Source organism: Rhodococcus sp. 06-156-4 (genome assembly GCF_002259345.1).
GTDB classification, from domain to species: domain Bacteria; phylum Actinomycetota; class Actinomycetes; order Mycobacteriales; family Mycobacteriaceae; genus Rhodococcoides; species Rhodococcoides fascians_E.
Map to the genome: position 1 here is coordinate 218,773 of NZ_NPGB01000014.1, position 16,296 is coordinate 235,068.

General features: G+C 60.3%; 13 protein-coding genes, 1 tRNA gene and 1 pseudogene. 12 read left to right on the forward strand and 3 right to left on the reverse strand.

All coding sequences use genetic code 11. The features are described from left to right. Positions 1-38 precede the first annotated feature (38 nt). The 3 genes from CH290_RS09155 to CH290_RS09165 all read left to right on the forward strand — a co-directional run bounded on the left by CH290_RS09155 (position 39) and on the right by CH290_RS09165 (position 3,078). Positions 39-115 (forward strand) — tRNA-Leu (locus tag CH290_RS09155). Positions 116-542: 427 nt separating this feature from the next. Beyond that, positions 543-1,811, forward strand: a complete 1,269-nt coding sequence (locus tag CH290_RS30660) for a hypothetical protein (RefSeq protein WP_230621142.1) — start codon at positions 543-545, stop codon at positions 1,809-1,811. Positions 1,812-1,857: 46 nt separating this feature from the next. After that, positions 1,858-3,078, forward strand: a complete 1,221-nt coding sequence (locus CH290_RS09165; protein ID WP_033190835.1) for an SNIPE associated domain-containing protein — start codon at positions 1,858-1,860, stop codon at positions 3,076-3,078. A gap of 940 nt (positions 3,079-4,018) precedes the next feature. On the opposite strand, the gene CH290_RS09170 is transcribed toward CH290_RS09165, so the two are convergent. After that, positions 4,019-4,363, reverse strand: a complete 345-nt coding sequence (locus CH290_RS09170) for a MerR family transcriptional regulator (RefSeq protein WP_033190786.1) — start codon at positions 4,361-4,363, stop codon at positions 4,019-4,021. Positions 4,364-4,460: 97 nt separating this feature from the next. Here CH290_RS09170 and CH290_RS09175 point away from each other — a divergent pair, with 97 nt between their 5' ends. Next, complete coding sequence (locus CH290_RS09175) at positions 4,461-5,393, forward strand: SDR family NAD(P)-dependent oxidoreductase (protein WP_052083382.1); 933 nt, start codon at positions 4,461-4,463, stop codon at positions 5,391-5,393. 44 nt (positions 5,394-5,437) lie between these two features. Then, a pseudogene (locus CH290_RS30665) lies at positions 5,438-5,836 on the forward strand (IS110 family transposase); the annotation flags it as partial. 146 nt (positions 5,837-5,982) lie between these two features. Here CH290_RS30665 and CH290_RS31110 read toward each other — a convergent pair. Together CH290_RS31110 and CH290_RS09185 are read right to left on the reverse strand one after the other, a co-directional pair. Then, positions 5,983-6,276: an Abi family protein gene (locus CH290_RS31110; RefSeq protein ID WP_368665487.1), complete on the reverse strand. Its 294-nt coding sequence runs from the start codon at positions 6,274-6,276 to the stop codon at positions 5,983-5,985. A gap of 123 nt (positions 6,277-6,399) precedes the next feature. Continuing rightward, positions 6,400-6,846 (reverse strand): universal stress protein, encoded by a 447-nt coding sequence (locus tag CH290_RS09185; RefSeq protein ID WP_033190787.1) that lies wholly within the window; start codon positions 6,844-6,846, stop codon positions 6,400-6,402. A gap of 425 nt (positions 6,847-7,271) precedes the next feature. Here CH290_RS09185 and CH290_RS09190 point away from each other — a divergent pair, with 425 nt between their 5' ends. The 7 genes from CH290_RS09190 to CH290_RS09225 all read left to right on the forward strand — a co-directional run bounded on the left by CH290_RS09190 (position 7,272) and on the right by CH290_RS09225 (position 16,295). Beyond that, positions 7,272-8,144 carry an ABC transporter substrate-binding protein gene (locus tag CH290_RS09190; RefSeq protein ID WP_141216206.1) on the forward strand — a complete coding sequence of 291 codons (873 nt, stop codon included), beginning with the start codon at positions 7,272-7,274 and terminating at the stop codon, positions 8,142-8,144. Between the two features lie 56 nt (positions 8,145-8,200). Further along, positions 8,201-9,916 carry an ABC transporter permease gene (locus tag CH290_RS09195; RefSeq protein ID WP_052083354.1) on the forward strand — a complete coding sequence of 572 codons (1,716 nt, stop codon included), beginning with the start codon at positions 8,201-8,203 and terminating at the stop codon, positions 9,914-9,916. 122 nt (positions 9,917-10,038) lie between these two features. Beyond that, entirely contained in the window at positions 10,039-11,091 is a 1,053-nt protein-coding gene (locus CH290_RS09200; protein ID WP_170947599.1) for an ABC transporter ATP-binding protein, read from the forward strand. A gap of 142 nt (positions 11,092-11,233) precedes the next feature. After that, a complete protein-coding gene (locus tag CH290_RS30945) occupies positions 11,234-12,172 on the forward strand; it encodes a zinc-binding dehydrogenase (protein ID WP_371828603.1) in 939 nt (312 codons plus the stop codon). Positions 12,173-12,691: 519 nt separating this feature from the next. After that, the gene (locus tag CH290_RS09215) at positions 12,692-14,083 is read left to right on the forward strand and encodes an MFS transporter (protein WP_080748818.1); all 1,392 of its coding nucleotides are present in this window, start codon (positions 12,692-12,694) and stop codon (positions 14,081-14,083) included. A 241-nt stretch (positions 14,084-14,324) separates the two neighbouring features. Then, entirely contained in the window at positions 14,325-15,068 is a 744-nt protein-coding gene (locus tag CH290_RS09220; protein ID WP_033190791.1) for an SDR family NAD(P)-dependent oxidoreductase, read from the forward strand. 9 nt (positions 15,069-15,077) lie between these two features. Continuing rightward, positions 15,078-16,295, forward strand: coding sequence for an acetyl-CoA C-acetyltransferase (locus tag CH290_RS09225; RefSeq protein WP_371828602.1), 1,218 nt, complete (start codon positions 15,078-15,080; stop codon positions 16,293-16,295). Position 16,296 lies beyond the last annotated feature (1 nt).

The following is a 16,296-nucleotide window of genomic DNA, read 5'->3' on the forward strand; positions in this document are numbered from 1 at the left end:
TATGATCGTCACCGCTGGAACCAGCGGTCCCAGCAATCGCCCCTATAGCCCAATTGGCAGAGGCAGCGGACTTAAAATCCGCACAGTGTCGGTTCGAGTCCGACTGGGGGCACCAGAGTCCAGATGGATCCATTCTCGATTGCCGCACAGCGTATTTCGATGGGCATAGATGTACTGGGTGGACGCTCGCGGATGTGTATGGACCCCGCGGAGTAGCGGATTCTGTTCGTTGTCAGAGAAGTCGTGCCTCCGGTCGAGTTTGTGCTGCTCAGAGCGCTTTCGCAGGAGTGTGTTTTGCCTCGAGTGTCATGGCTCGGTGTCACAGAATGTCACAAGTCATCACGAACTGGACGCGTGCGGCACGAGTCCATCCGTCCATGCAAATGGCTTTGCCGGTGACTCGATCCATCGCGGCAATGTCATCCGAAAGTGTCATTCGAGTAGATGAAGGGGCCGCCGGCCGAAGTCGAAGGGCACCGGATTTGTCTGGATGGGTCGCTACAGTGCAGGAACTAGCAACGATCAGAACAGAGGTGTCACGGGTGGCGAAGCGTCGAGGTTTTTTCGCGGAGATGCAGCACCAAAACCGGCTACGCGAACAACGTGACCGCCAGCAAGCACGAGCCCACGCGCAGGCGACTGCACGAGCTGTGCGGTTGTCGGAAAAGGCACGGCGCGATTGGGAGCGCGCGTGCGCCTCCGCCGACCGCGCGGCGAATCAAGCTTCTGCAGCGGCGGTCAAAGAACGCGCCCGCTTGCACGTGGAGGCGCAACTGGCAGAGGTCGATGCGCGAAACGCCACCTTGGCTGAGAAGTACGAGGCGATCGACGGCATCCTGGCGGCCACGCTGGACGTGGACGATTACGTCGACCTGAACGCTTTACGACAGAAGATCGAGCATCCGCCGTTCGATCGACCGGATCTGACTACACCGACAACCCCGCCCCTACCCCTTCCGTTCCCACCAGAGCCGGTCTATGTCGAACCCGCGGCCCCCGAGGGTCTCGGCGCGATGCTGGGCGGAAGGAAACGTCACGCTGCCGCGGTGGAGCAAGCACAGGCGATGTATTGGCAACAGCGCCAAGGGTGGGAACAGGCTATCGCTCAGCGCAACCACACCCAGGCGGCCAACGAAGACGCCTATAGGGACGCCGAAGCGAGGCGCCTACAGTCGCTCTCCGTCGCTCAGTCCGAGTACGAGGCGGAGTGTGCAGAACGCCGGAAGCAGGTGATGCAGGCGAATGTCCAGTTGGAACGGCTGATGGTCGGGCTGCAAGAGGGTGAGCCGAGCGCGCTCGAAGAGTACATATCGATCGTGCTCGGGAACTCGGTGTATCCGGAATGCTTCGAGGTCCAGCATGACTTCTCGTTCGATGGTGCCGCCCGGGAACTCGAACTGACTGTCTCGGTTCCCTTGCCCTCGGATCTACCGACCGAGAAGTCGTTCAAGTACACCAAGGCAACTGACACGATCACCAGCACGCCACTACCGCTGAAAGCGCGCAAGGACCGATATGCAACCGCTGTGGCCGAGGTCGCGGTCCGCACCGCCCACGAGATCTTCGAGGCGGACCGTGACGGTGTGGTCAGCACCTTGTCGATGACAGTCGGGGTCGACACCGTGGACCCGGCCACTGGCCATCCCACTCGAATCACACTGGTTGAACTGGCAACGGATCGAACCGTCTTCGAGCGGCTCAATCTATCTGGCGTCCAGGCGACCGCGACGCTCCAGCACTTGAGTGCCGGCGTATCGAAGAATCCCCATGACCTGGTACCAGTGGGCAACACACGGGGAGTGCGCGGTTGAGCACCTATCAGGAAAGCCCTGTCTGCGATCACGCGTGCAGGCCACGATGACAGGCCCAGAAGACGCTATCCGGGCTCTCCGAACCACTCTGGTAGCCAAAGAGCGCGAGCTGAACGATCTCTTGGATCGCCTCAAAGTGGTTGAGCAAGAACGCGACGAGGCACGATCGCACGCTGCGCGACGGGGCTCCTCACCAACCACGGCTCCGGGGTCGGCGCCTACCGGCGTGGTGGAGACCGACGACCGGATCGTGTTGCAGGAGGTGGGCATCTACACCTACCAGCACCCCCTGGAGAACGCCGAGCAATTCCGTGAACGGTTGGCCGCGGTGCGTGACGAGATCAAGGCTGCGGTCGTCGGGGAAGAGGCCATAGTCGCATCGGACATGTTCAGCTTCAACAACTCTCTAGCCAAAGGCCGCAAGATGACTTCGGATCTGTCGAAGCTCATGCTGCGTGCCTATAACGCCGAGGCCGACATCTGTGTCCGTACCATCCGGGCGGGAAACCTAGCGACGGCCGTAAACCGCCTTGAAAAGGCCGCCGCCACGATCGCAAAACTCGGAGACATGATGCAGATGCATGTCGCCCAGACGTATCACAGGCTGCGGGTCGAAGAACTCGAGCTCACAGCCGATTACATGATGAAAGTTCAGGAAGAGAAACTCGCACAACGTGAGGAGCGTGAGCGTCTTCGCGAGGAACGCAAGGTCGAGCAGGAACTGGCGGCGCAAAAGGAGAAGCTGAACAAAGAACGAGCGCACTATCAAAATGTGCTCGACTCTTTGGGTGGCCTCACCGGTGATGAGGCGCAGCGTATTCGAGTCAAGTTGGGCGAACTCGACCAGGCCATCGCACAAAACGACTATCGTCGTGCCAACATTCGAGCTGGGTACGTGTACGTGATCAGCAACCGCGGTGCATTCGGACCGGACGTGGTCAAAATCGGTATGACCCGTCGGCTCGAACCGATGGACCGAGTCCGCGAACTGGGGAGCGCGTCGGTGCCGTTCCCATTCGACGTGCACGCGTTGTACTTCTCGGACGACGCTGTCGCATTGGAGGGGGCACTGCACGCGGCTTTTGCGACCCGTCGGCTCAATCACGCGAACCTCAGGCGTGAGTTCTTTTTCGCCGAGCCCAGTCAGGTGCGGAAGGTGTTGGCCCGGCATGTCGGGAACCTTCTGGAGTACACCAAGGAACCCGAAGCGACGCAGTATTTTCAGAGCCGGGGGAGCTGGCCGGTGAGCGTGAAGTCTCGACCCTGAAGTTTGACCGAACTTGGTAAAGGGCCGGTTGAAATCAGTCGGTCGACCCGGCTCGGCTCGCAGGTGGGTTCGCGGTGGGCGCACGTACGACCGTTCGATGGCATAGAACGCCGGGTTACGTAGGCAATGTGCAAGACGGCATTGGCGCAGTTGGCGGGGTTCTCTCCCCGCTGTACGTCAGGATGCAGGTGGATTCAGCGTGGTCTTTGTCGAGGGCCTCGTTGACACGAGAGTGACACAACTGGGTACATCCGGGGTTGGATCGGCCTGGACGCGAATGTGCGAAAAGTGTTGTCAAACAGGAAAATGTGGATTCATCGAAGTCCGGGTAAGTCCACTTCTCCGGACCTAAAAGCCGCACAGTGTCGGTTCGAGTCCGACTGGGGGCACCGGGGTCCGTGTGTGAATCCATTCTCGACTGCGTCACAGCGTATTTCGAGCGGGCACGATGTACTGAGTGGACGCTTACGGGTGCTTACGGACTTTGGTGAGCGGCGGATTCGGCTCTGTGTGACAGAAATCGTATGTTTTGGTTTTAGATGCGCTGGTCAGGAGGTCTGCGGAGGAAGCTTTCCTCCTATTAAGCTCGATGGGTGCGCGGTTGTTCAGCGCAAGCGTCGCCCTCGGTCGGTCGAAGCACGATCGGAGGCCACTTGCTTGCGTTGTCCGATTGCAGTTTGCTACATAGTCACAGAGACGGCCGAGAGGAGGCGGCCGAGTGCCACGCGAGCGAGCTGTCCGCTGGCGTTCCGTTCCAAGAGCACGGGATTCGGTCGGTGGAGATCTCTGCAATGAAAATTCCGAGCTCGACTACTCGGCTCGTGGTGGACAGCTGTTTGCCGGACAGTCGATCGGAACGCCGTGCTGCGGTGCAGACGATGACGATCTCCGCCCGATTCGTACCCTGCGCGACTGAATCTGTAGCCACTCGCTCCGCGGTCTACATGTTGGTGTGTAGGTAGTTGTTCAAGGATCTGCCGACTGCGGCAAGTCTGTCGGCTTCGGATCGAACGTCGTCGCGTAGCTCGGCAATACGTTCCAGCAGTTGAGGGCAGGCCGGCTCCGAGCGTTCGCCGAGCGTGCAGGGCAGCACGTCCTTCAGCAACGCGGTGGGCAGCCCGATCTCGAGCAGCGAGCGGATGGCTTCGACCGTCGTGACAGCATCGTCGGAGTACGTCCGATAACCATTGCTGGCACGCTGCGATGCAAGTAACCCCTGCTGCTCGTAATAACGCAACGAACGGACACTGGCACCGCTGCGGTTGCTCAACTCGCCGATTTGCACCGTGCTACTCCTCGCTGGCCCTGCCGACTCCACTGATTGTGTCGATTCGACTGGTTTCTTGACCCTGACACCAGTGTCAGACTTTACGCTCGTGAACATGAAGCTTCAACAATCACTCGAGATCGCTGACCCACTGTCCAACCTGCCCGACCTTTCCGGTCGCGTCGCCGTGGTCACGGGCGGTGCCAGTGGCCTCGGTCTCGCTACCGGCCGCGGTTTGGCGCATCTAGGAGCCGACGTGCTCCTTGGCGTCCGCGACATGGCTCGCGGGGAGCAGGTCCGGCGGCACATGGTCGAACAAGGCGGTCTCCGTGCCGATCAGGTTACGGTCGCTCACCTCGATTTGCTGGACCTCGAGTCGGTGTCCAAGTTCGCAGGGCAAATAGCGGATAGTCCGCTCGACCTTCTGATCCTGAACGCCGGAATCAGCAGTGTGCCATTACGACTGAGCCCCCAAGGGGTGGAAAGCCAGTTCGCCACCAATCACTTGGGGCACTACGCGCTGACCGGTGCGCTGCTGACGGCTCTGGAACGTGGCAACGAACCCCGCGTGGTCACTGTCTCGTCCGCCCTCTACAAGCGGGCCACGCTCGACCTCGACAACCTCGCAGGTGCCAACGGTTACTCACCTGGCCGCGCCTACAACAGGTCCAAGCTGGCCAACGCGATGTTCGCTGTCGATCTGGGACGTCGTCTCGCGAAGGCCGAGAGTCCGGTTCGGAGCTTCGTAGCGCACCCAAGCATGGCTCGCACACCGCTGCACGGAACTTACCCGTCGACGACCACCCGCGTTGCAACCAAGGTGATCGCCAAAGTCATCGGCAGAGACTCCGATGCGGCTGCGGTCGCTGTCCTCACGGCTGCTGCGTCGCTGCAAGTGGACCCGCAGCTGTTCTGGGGCCCCGCCGGCTCGAAGTCCCACCCAGACGTCGTCGGCGTACCCTTCACCGCGTCAGCCACCGACGTACGTGCGGCAGCAAAGCTGTGGGCTACTTCCGCCCGCCTCTCGGGGGTGGACTACCTGCGCTGAGGTTCATCGCGGGCCTTGTGCGCGGAATCTCGCGAAGAACACAAGTGGGCGACGATCCGATCGGCGTTCTATTGACTTGGGGAGAATTCGAACATCACGCGGTAGGTCTCGAAGCCGATGGCACCCTCCTGCACGACAGAGCATTACCCAACGACGAGGCCCGCCCGCGGTCGGTATTCGACTGCCTCGCCGCCCACGGGCAGTTATCGACAATTTTTGCATAGCCCAACACGGTCGGGGCACTACCAGCGACCGTCGCCCGGGCGTGCGGTCACCGGGTGGCGTACCTGCCTGGTCTGGTGATACGCCGAATCGCAGATCTCTATCCCGGGCAGGCCAAGACCGTGCTTGCAATGCGTTCATTATCGCCGACAGTGCGAGCATCATGCCACACGCTCCGGCGCGTCGATACCGGTGAGGACACGCTCGCCGAGCTCCGTGTGGAGTTCGAGTGTAGGTTCCCCGGACGACGACAGCCTTTATGACACAGTGAAATACCTACGTGCCATGTCGAGGCCGCTCAATCGGCCGGGGCTCTCGGAGCAGGGTGTGTAGGCGTCGTGCCCAGCTGCTGTGGGGAGAGATGGTGTCAAGAATGGACCGTAGTGACACCAGTTCGGGGGTAGAGACGGTTGGGTGAGCGTTCATTCAGCGCGTCAATTTCGTTCAGCCACGAGATTGTGGGCGAATTCGGAATCGCTGGATAGACCCCCACTCCAAGGTTCCACAGACGACCGTGGTGGGCACACACATTTCGGACTCGGACGTACGTTTGCAACCAGACTTCGAGCACGGGTGTGGTGAGACCAACGTTCCCGGCTAGGTTGCGCCATAGACTGTGTTGCACCGAGTCCGATTTGTGGGGCTCCTGTCTTGGTTTCATACAGTGCTACGTGGGCTCGGGTGACAAGGTGTTGGAGGATATCGGCATAGTTGCTGCGCGCAATTCCGATGCTTAATGCCGACCAAAGCGACACCACAGGAGTTACTGGTTGCCGCATAGAGTTCAGGAGCGAGGGCGGCTGTGGGTATGGGCAACGTACACATCGCACGAGGCGGCAGCCGCTACGTCGCGAGCGATGCTTCCGAGCAATCGGCCAGGACCTTGAACACGCTTGTTGCCAACAACGATCAGGTCTGCGCCAATATCTCGGGCAGTCTTCAGCAATGCTTCCGAAGGGCTTCCCTCCGCGGGTGCTGACGATACGGTCAAGTCCGCGTGCCGCCGGCAGAGTTCGAGCGCGGTGAGATGCGCGGTTTTGGCAGCTTCACTATCGCTGCTGATGATTATCTTTTCTCCGGCAGGACTTTCCGACACCTCCTCGCGCCGGAACGCCCCGTAGGCAGTGATCAGGTGTAGCTCGGCGTCGAGCGCCACTGCCAGTTCAGCGGCGCGTCCTGCTGCGGCCCTGGCGGTGGGACTGCCGTCTACGCCAGCCAAAATTTTGACCATGATGGGTTCTCCGATTTCTTTTATGGATCCATAGCTTGAAAGCTCGAATCGACTGCCGCGCAGCGATTGCGGGAATGCAAGTCGGTTATGGCGGTTGAGATCTCGAGCGAGGATGATCGTAACTATAGTCGTACATTGATCAACTGAAACTGTCTTGACACACGGTATAAATTGTCTTACATTACGGCGCATGTGTCCCCTATCACAGAGGGGGATCAGGCGAGAAGGAGATCGAGTTGCGCACGTACAAGACAGTCGGGGTCGCTGGCGTGGTGAGCCTGATTCTGGTGACCGCACTCGCGGGATGTGGCGGTTCGGGCGCCTCCGGCGGGGGTGAGGCCGCGGGTCCACCCGTCGCAGCCGACGCCGAACAGTGGCGAACAATCGAGAACGACGCCAATGCGGAAGGTGCGCTTACTGCATACGTGTCGTTGACGGGCATGGACCCGGTTTTCGACGACTTCCGAAACGCCTACCCCGATATCGACGTCACCGTCGAGCAGGTGCCGACGGCGGACCTACTCCCTCGACTGGATCAGGAGATCTCGGTAGGTGCAGAGGGGGCAGATGTCGCCTTCCACGCTTCGCCGGGATGGTTTGCAGACAACACCCAGAACTTCGCAACGCTCGAGCTTGGTCCCGCGGTTCAGGAGACCGGTGGCGTCGATCGAGTGGGCGACCAGAACTACACGGGCGTGTACGGATTCCCGAATGTAATCTCGTACCGTACGACTGAGGCGGCGCCTGTGAACCTCGAGCAGCTTCTCGACACCAATCCAGATGCAAGGATCGGGATCGTAGATCCGCGCCGTTCGTCTCCATTTGTCACGTACCAATACAAGGTGCTCCAGGACGCGTTCGGCGACGACTTCATGACGCGACTGTCCGAAGCCAATGTCACTGTCGTACCGTCGAACCCACAACTGACCGAGGGCATCGCCGCGGGTGACTTCGATTACGCCTATCCGGACATCGCCAGCATCACCCAAGCTGTGATCGACAAGGGAGCACCCGTCGGCATCGTAGTTCCTGAGGGTCCCTCAGTGGCAGGGGTCCACTACAACGCTGCGATTCTCGAGAATGCAGCTCATACGAACGCGGCAAACGTGTTCATGAACTGGCTGATGAGTGCACCTGGCGCCACCTCTTTGGCTCGGCACCTGAAGCCGGCCGTAACTCCAATCGATGTGGAGGGCAGTCTTCCATGGGACTCTGTGAGCGTATTCGACGTCGACCAGTGGACCTCGGAAGCCCAGAACGACTGGATCTCAGAAAACTTCGCGCCGAACTTCGGCTGACTCATGGCACGTTTCCCGAATCGTGACGTTCAACCTCGGACGAGAAGGCAAGTGGCATGACGTCGATCATCGATCAGCCAGTGGAGAAGCGACAATTGGGACGTGCCGACCGGCCGAGGACTCGCTCGTCAGCGTCGGCGAGCCTGTGGATTCTCGGGACAGCGGCCCTCGCCGCCGTCGTGATGGTGCCGATCCTTCTGTACTTCGCGCGAGTATTCGAACCCGGGACACTCGACCGGGTTATGGACGTTCCTGACCTGGGCAGGACTTTGGGGATGACGGTCTTCCTCGCCGCCGGGTCGACTGTCATCGGTGCGGTGCTGGCGGTCGCACTGGCGGCGGCCGTCGCTCGGATTCCGGGAAGGCTGCAGTCATTCGCAGCGATTATTCCCCAACTCCCGCTGGTTGTTCCACCGGTCGCAATGGTCTACGGCTGGATCTTCGTTTTCTCGCCTACCGTCGGATACGGAAATTCGCTCTTGAGGATGACTCCGTTTTTCGACCACCTGTCCGAGGGCCCGATCGACGTTTACTCCGTGCCGGCGATCATGGTCATTACCTCGCTCGACTTGGCTGGATTTATTTACGCTTTCGTGCTGGCGCGAATATTCGAGATCAATGGTTCCGTAACCGCCTCAGCACGAGTGTGTGGTGCATCGGCATTCCAGACGTTCATGACCGTCACGTTTCCACTTCTGCGTCCGTCGCTAGTCGCAGGCGTCGTGGTGGCGTTCTTGATCGGTCTCGGTCAGTTCACTGCACCTTTGTTCTTGGGCACTCGGGCGAACGTAAATGTGATCGCAACCGAAATTTTCCGGTTGCGTGAGCAGTACCCAATCGACTACGCAGTGACAGCTGCTCTCGGCCTGCCACTTCTCGCATTCGGCATCGTGTCGATTGTCCTGCAACGCAAAATCGTCGGTGATCAGCGTCGATACATCACTTCATCGAGCGGCCGGGGAATCAGCACGCAGAACGGCCGCTGGCCCTTTGTCACGACGGCAACTTATGGCTTCGTCACAGTAATCGTGCCTATAGCCGCTATCGCCCTGGTTGCTCTGTCACCTTTTTGGAATGGAGATCTCAGCGCGATTACCTTCACTACCGTTCACGTCCGTGACGCCTTCGGCGACCCGAAGGTGTGGGATGCAATTCTCAATACGCTTCGTACATCGTTCATCGCGGCTGCCATCGTATTGCCGATCGGGTTCGTCGCTGCTATTGCGCTCAGCGGTGTGCTGAGAGCACCACGAGCCGTGCGAGCAACCTTGGACTTCATCTTCATCGCACCGCTTGCGGTGCCTCGTGCGCTCTTGGGCATGGCGATACTGTTCGTGTTCATCCAGCAACCGTTCTCGTTGTACGGCTCAGTGACACTGTTCGTCATCGGCTATGCCTTCATTATCTTGCCGTTCTCACTACGGTCCCAGTACAACAGCCTCATCGGCGTCGACTCCTCGTTGTTCGAGGCTGCCCGCGTGTGTGGTGCCGGGCAATTGCGGATGGTCCGCAGCGTCGCCCTCCCAGTCGCAAGGCGAGGAATGGCCGCCGCACTCGGATTGGCCTTTGTCCTGCTCTCCAACGACTTTGCGGTCTCTGTGATGGTCCGAACTCCGGGCAATCAGGTGCTGGGAACACTTCTGTACGAGAGAAGCGTGCAGGGTCTCGTCCCGGACGTAGCGGTGCTGGCCCTGATCATGACTGTCATCACCACGCTCGTTCTGCTACTCACCATCCGAATCGGTGGCAAGTCCAGTCTGAAAGGTTTGTGAACATCGTGCCCACACCTACAGCCGAGGTCGACGCGGTCGCCTCCTCGTTCGACAGGAACGTCAGCGCTTCGATTTCAAGGGTAGGCAAGTCCTTCACTGCGAAAGGCCGTCACGTCGACGCGTTGTCCGACATCGATCTGGAAATCAACGAGGGCGAGTACGTCGTGATCGTCGGGCCGAGCGGGTGCGGCAAGTCGACTCTCATTCGCTGCATCGCTGGACTCGAGGACCCGAACGCGGGGTCGATCACTCTGAATGGGCGGACTGTCTACGACGCAGGACATGGCATCAATCTGCGGGTGAACGACCGCAATCTCGGAATGGTGTTCCAAAACTACGCCCTGTGGCCCCATATGAGCGTCGAAAAAAATGTCGCCTACCCATTGCGCATGCGCAAAGTCGGAAAGGCGGAGCGCGATGCACGCGTGGGGAAGGTGCTGAAGAGTCTCGAGTGCGAGAGTCTCGCGAAACGCCTGCCTGCAGAGCTCAGTGGCGGTCAGCAACAACGTATCGCACTCGCTCGTGCTCTTGTGTACGAACCTGAAGTGCTGCTTCTCGACGAGCCTCTCAGTGCACTCGACGCACTCCTGAGAATTTCGCTCCGCACCGAGCTACTTCAGCTTCACCGAACACTTGGTTTTACGGCGCTTCACATCACACATGACCAGGAAGAAGCTCTGGAGATGGGGGACCGTGTTGTTCTGATGAGGGAAGGTCGAATCGAACAGGTTGGGCCACCGGCAGATGTCTACAAGCGACCGGTGTCGCCGTATGCCGCGCACTTTCTGGGGGTGCGAAATCAACTGGAGGTATCCAGGACTGAACGCGGCTTGGAGCACTCGGGCACCGCAATTACAGGGACAGCAGCCCTTGCACAACGAGTGACAGACGCCTCCGCGCAGTTGAAGTTGTTCGTTCGCGCGCGCGACACTCACGTCTTCCACCGCGACGCGGCTCCGCATCCTCACGACCATCAGATCGACCTCGAAGGGACACTCGCGCAGGTAGTGCTCGGGGAAGGCGGTCGGCAACAATTCGTGATCGATATTGCAGGTACCTCCTGGTTTGCGCAGCACGCAGAGGGGGCGCACTTGAACCGTGGTGATCGCGTCAAGGTCCGTGTTCCGGCGGAACAGGTGCTGCTTTACCAGAATGAGTCTCTGATCAGCGAGTGAGATTCACCAGTTCCGTGGCTCGCGAAGTTCTTGCTGGGTAAGCATCAACTCTAGGAGAGTGTTTGTGAAGGGTGTTGTTTTCGTCGGTGATCGTCGGCTCGAGCTCGTAGAGTTCGCAGATCCGAAACCTGGTCCAGGTGAGGTGGTGCTCCGCATCATGGCATCGGGAATGTGCGGAAGCGACCTCCATCCGTACCGTGCTGAGAGTCCCCCGGAGTGCATTGCAGGTCATGAACCCTCCGGGATTGTCGAGGAGGTAGGCGTTGGCGTGTCGGCGCACATGGCCCAGGTCGGTGATCGTGTCACTGTGCACCACTACGCCGGATGCAACGCGTGCGACCAGTGCAGGTCCGGTTGGTTCCAGCTTTGCCGTGCTGGGACCGTGCGTTACGGTGCGGACGCGAACGGATCGCATTCGGCGTACATGCTCGTCCCCGCCGTGACTTTGGTGAAACTTCCCGACCGGATGACCTTCACCAGTGGTGCCACGATTGGATGTGGGACAGGTACCGCTTGGGGCGGACTGAAACGCCTCGGTGACCTGAACGGGATGGATCTGCTCGTATCGGGCCAAGGTCCAGTCGGTCTGTCTGCCACGATGATTGCGTCAAGTCAGGGTGCGCGAGTGATTGCCGTCGACGTGCAGGCGTCCCGTCTGGAGCTGGCCAAGAAATTCGGTGCGGCAGAGGTTGTCGACGCGAGCGATGTGGACGTGGCCGTTGCAGTCCGTGAGCTGACTTGCGGGGTTGGAGCGCCTCGGGTCCTGGAGACCTCCGGTTCCAGCGGCGCCAGTGAAGCTGCGCTGAAGTGCCTGTCGACTTGGGGACGCGCGTGCTTCCTGGGGCTCGGAGGTGGTTCCTTCGAAGTCGACGTCAGTAAACTGCTCACTACCCAGGCGACCTTGATGACTTCGTGGACGCTGTCGATCGCCGAACTTCAGCGATGTGTCGATTTCGTCGGGCGACGATGCCTGCCCGTCGACGATCTGTTCACGAGCCGATGGCGTTTGGACGATGCGGAGGCCGCGTACGCTCACTTCGATCAGCAGAGCGCTGGAAAGGGAGTATTCATCTTCGATTGAGGTCTGCCCTTGTGCGTGATGCGATGAACGAGAGCTTTCTCAGCCGATGGCGACCCGAATATGCTGCAGGACATCGGTCGATAGCCAACTTGGCGATCGACATCATGCATGAGATGGGTGCCACTGCCTACAGCGTGCTCTATTTCAGCAGAATCATAATTTCTGCGGTACCAGAGACTCCGTGCCGAACCGGCCTGTCGAGGTCGCGAGCGAGCCTACGGTTCGTGGTCGGACTGCCGTCCGCTCGACAATAAAATTCTCGACAACTGAATGAGGGCCGCAGGGCCGATCCTCATCGGTCGCGTGGCCCCCGAAATGATCGAATTCCGCGGTGCGGACGTGAAGGAAGCCATGCTGCCGGGTTCGAGATTCGACGCCCGATCAAAGACCATTGGTAAAAGTAAGACTGTTTAGAAGCTGACTGTTGCATCACTGTCAATCTTGGTCTACTTTCTAGTGGTACACGTCACAGTCGACCACCGGCAGTCTGCTTCGGAGTCGCGTTGCTAGGAGAAGCTTATGAATGATGAGACTGTCAAGTCGCGCGGCACGAGTCAGCAGCCGAGGCATGTGAAGACGCCGCGAAAGGCCGCAGCGAGTGGATGGGTCGGCTCCGTACTCGAGTACTACGACTTCTTCATCTACGCGCAAGCGGCGGCACTGGTCTTTCCGACACTCTTCTTCCCTGGGTCCAATCCGACGGTTGCCATCGTTGCGTCCTTCGCGACATACGGCGTCGGTTACGTGGCGCGTCCGATCGGTGGATTCGTACTCGGTCAGTGGGGCGATCGGCATGGCAGGAAGAACGTCCTGGTGCTCTGCATGCTCATCATCGGCGTTGCCACATTCGGCGTGGGTCTGATTCCGTCGTACGCGGCGATAGGTGTTTGGGCGCCGACCCTCCTGGTAGTTCTCCGTCTGGTTCAGGGCTTTGCAGTCGGCGGAGAGATCGCCGGTGCGAGTGCGATGATCATGGAGCATGCACCGTTCGGCAAGCGTGGCTATTACACAAGTTTCACGATGCAGGGTGTAGCCGTCGGTCAGGTTCTGGCGGCCGCAGCATTCCTCCCCATGGCCATGTGGCTTCCTGAAGAAGCGTTTCAATCCTGGGGTTGGCGCATCCCGTTCTTGCTGAGCGCCGTTGTTGTATTTGCGGGCATCGTCATCCGTCGCAGGGTGCGAGAGACGCCGGCGTTCCTCGAAGAGCAGGATGCGGACAAGACGGCGCCGTCGCCGGTTGTCGAGGCAGTTCGCAACAATGGTGCCGACATGGTTCGTGTTTTCGTGTTGATGCTGATGACCATCATCCCGGTTGTCATGTTGGTGTTCGGCGCGACGTTTGCGACGAACAAGGCGTACGGAAACGGGTTCGCACCGGCCAACCTTCTGTGGCTCTCGTTGATCGGGAATGCGGTGGCGGCTCTTCTGGTTCCCGTCGCAGGCGCTCTCTCGGACAGGTACGGCAGGCGGCCGTGTCTGATCTTCGGGATGCTCAGCTCCACTGCGCTGTGCTTCTTCTACCTGTATGCCATCAGCGTGCACAACGTCGTACTCATGTTCGTCTTCGGGCTGCTTGCCTACGGCGTGACCTTTCAAGGTTTCCAGGGCGTGTTTCCAAGCGCCTTGCAAGAGCAGTTTCCGACTCGAACTCGCGTGACCGGCTTCGCCATCCCGCAGAACATCGCGGGAATGGCCACCGCGCTCATGACGACCGTCTTCGCCCTGATCGCGCCTCCTGGCGCCAATGTGCCGGTGATCGTCGGTTCGGTTGTGTTCGGAATCGGGGTGGCGGCAGCGGTCACCACCTACTTCATGCGGGAAACATATCGGGTACGGATGGACGATTTGGGGCATCGAGACGCACAGGAGGTATCGGGCGAAGAGTACGAACGAATCCGCTCCACTGCGTAGCCTGGACAGTAACTCTCAGGCTCGAAACACGCTGACAAGTATGTACTTTCGGTAGCCCGCCGTCGATATCGACGGCGGGCTACCTGTCGTGGACAGGTGGAAGAAATTTTGCGTCCTGGAGGACCCGTGATGGTCGGTTCATCGTGGTGCGCAGGCTCGCCCTTCGGCCGCTGCCGGAAGATTTGCAGCAACTGGACGCGGCAGCTTGACTAAGGGGCTAGTTGTCAGACATATTACAAGTATGTCTAATCCAGTGGTTGTCGTCACAGGTGCCGGGCGCGGCATCGGGGAGCACGTAGCGCGAGCCCTTGCGAAGGAAGGTGCGCGGGTCGTTCTGGCGGGGCGTACGGTGCTTGCACTCGAGGCCGTGCAAGACGCGATCGAGGCAGGCGGGGGCAAAGCGCTGGTCAGGCCGACCGACGTCACCGATCCAGACTCGATTGCAGGCCTGTTCGACGACACCGAGAAGTCTTTCGGCAAGCTCGACGTGTTGGTAAACAACGCCGGAATCGCCACCCAGACCAACTTGGTGGATCTGGACGAGGCGGAATGGGACCGAATCTTCGACACCAACGTTCGAGGGCTGTTCCTCTGCAGCAGGGAAGCCGGGCGGCGCTTTCGAGATGCAGGCGCGGGCCGCGCGATCAACATCGCCTCGGTGTTCGGCCTCGTCGGCCGCCCTGGCTTCTCGGCCTACTGCGCCTCGAAGGGCGCAGTCATCAACTTCACCCGCTCTGTCGCGGCAGAGTGGGCCCGCTTCGGAGCGCAGATGAACGCGGTTGCGCCCGGCTACATCGCTACCGATATCAATGCCGAGATGCGAGCGGACGAAGCGGCTTACAAGAAGGTGCTGCGCGGAATCCCCGCTTACCGGATGGGTACACCGGAAGAACTGGCGAATGTCGTCACTTATCTGGCCCTTCATGCGCCGGACTTCCTCACCGGGCAAACCATCGCCGTCGACGGCGGAGAATCGAGCGTCTGAGAAATGTCAATGACGACAATAGAAGCGGTCATCTGTGAGCCGGTACGCACACCGGTCGGGCGATACGGCGGGATCTTCAGGGACGTGCCGGTAACCACCCTGGCATCGACAGTCATTGCAGGACTGGTCGAACGCACCGGTCTGACCGGCGCCGACATCGACGACGTAATTTTCGGTCAGGGATACGCCAATGGCGAAGCTGCGGCCATCGGACGAGTCGCGGCGCTGGATGCAGGCCTCGATGTCACCGTGCCGGGGCTGCAGATCGACCGTCGCTGCGGCTCGGGTCTACAAGCAGTGCTGTACGCGTGCATGCAGGTCGCCACCGGTGGCTCCGACCTGGTCGTGGCCGGTGGTGCGGAGAGTATGAGCCAGGCCGAGTACTACATTCCGAACGGCCGCTGGAATGCCGGCGGGCAACCGAAGTTGCTGGACCGCCTTGCAGCCCCGCGCCGCAACTCGGGCGGCTGGCGCTACCCGGTCGAGGGCGGGATGATCGAGACCGCAGAGAACGTGGGACGCGACTACAACATCACCAGAGAGCAACAGGACGCCTGGGCTGTACGTTCGCAACAACGGGCCGGTGCCGCCATGGCTTCGGGGTTGTTCGATGACGAGACTGTTTCGGTATCGGTTCCTCAGCGTAAGGGTGACCCGTTGGTGGTTACGCAGGACGAGCACCCGCGTCCGGACACCACGGTCGAGTCGCTGGCGCGGCTCACTCCCATGCTGGCAGCCACGGTGCCTGGCGCGACGGTGACCGCTGGAAACTCGAGTGGGCAGAACGACGCCGCCGCGGCGGCCATCGTGACAACGCGTGAAAAGGCAGACCAGCTGGGCTTGAAGCCTTTCGCTCGCCTCGTGAGTTGGTCACTTGCGGGCGTCGAGCCGAACCGCATGGGGATCGGTCCGGTGCCTGCGGCAGAGCGCGCATTGGCGCGGGCGTCGCTGTCCTGGTCGGACATCGACCTGATCGAGCTCAACGAGGCCTTCGCAGCACAAGTCCTCGGCTGCTTTCGTGGATGGGGACTCGACGATGCGGACCTGGAGCGGGTGAACGTCAACGGCTCAGGAATATCCCTCGGCCATCCGATCGGTGCAACGGGTGGTCGCATCCTCGCGAACCTATTGCGCGAGATGGACCGTCGCGAAGCGCGTTACGGCTTGGAAACCATGTGTATCGGTGGAGGCCAGGGCCTCGCCGCGATCTTCGAACGAGTGGGATGAG

Bases quoted from the DNA above. Each gene is read 5' to 3' on its own strand.
- CH290_RS09165 (WP_033190835.1), top strand. From the start codon at position 1,858: ATGACAGGCCCAGAAGACGCTATCCGGGCTCTCCGAACCACTCTGGTA.
- CH290_RS09175 (WP_052083382.1), top strand. From the start codon at position 4,461: ATGAAGCTTCAACAATCACTCGAGATCGCTGACCCACTGTCCAACCTG.
- CH290_RS31110 (WP_368665487.1), bottom strand. From the start codon at position 6,276: ATGAAACCAAGACAGGAGCCCCACAAATCGGACTCGGTGCAACACAGT.
- CH290_RS09185 (WP_033190787.1), bottom strand. From the start codon at position 6,846: ATGGTCAAAATTTTGGCTGGCGTAGACGGCAGTCCCACCGCCAGGGCC.
- CH290_RS09195 (WP_052083354.1), top strand. From the start codon at position 8,201: ATGACGTCGATCATCGATCAGCCAGTGGAGAAGCGACAATTGGGACGT.
- CH290_RS09215 (WP_080748818.1), top strand. From the start codon at position 12,692: ATGAATGATGAGACTGTCAAGTCGCGCGGCACGAGTCAGCAGCCGAGG.
- CH290_RS09220 (WP_033190791.1), top strand. From the start codon at position 14,325: ATGTCTAATCCAGTGGTTGTCGTCACAGGTGCCGGGCGCGGCATCGGG.
- CH290_RS09225 (WP_371828602.1), top strand. From the start codon at position 15,078: ATGACGACAATAGAAGCGGTCATCTGTGAGCCGGTACGCACACCGGTC.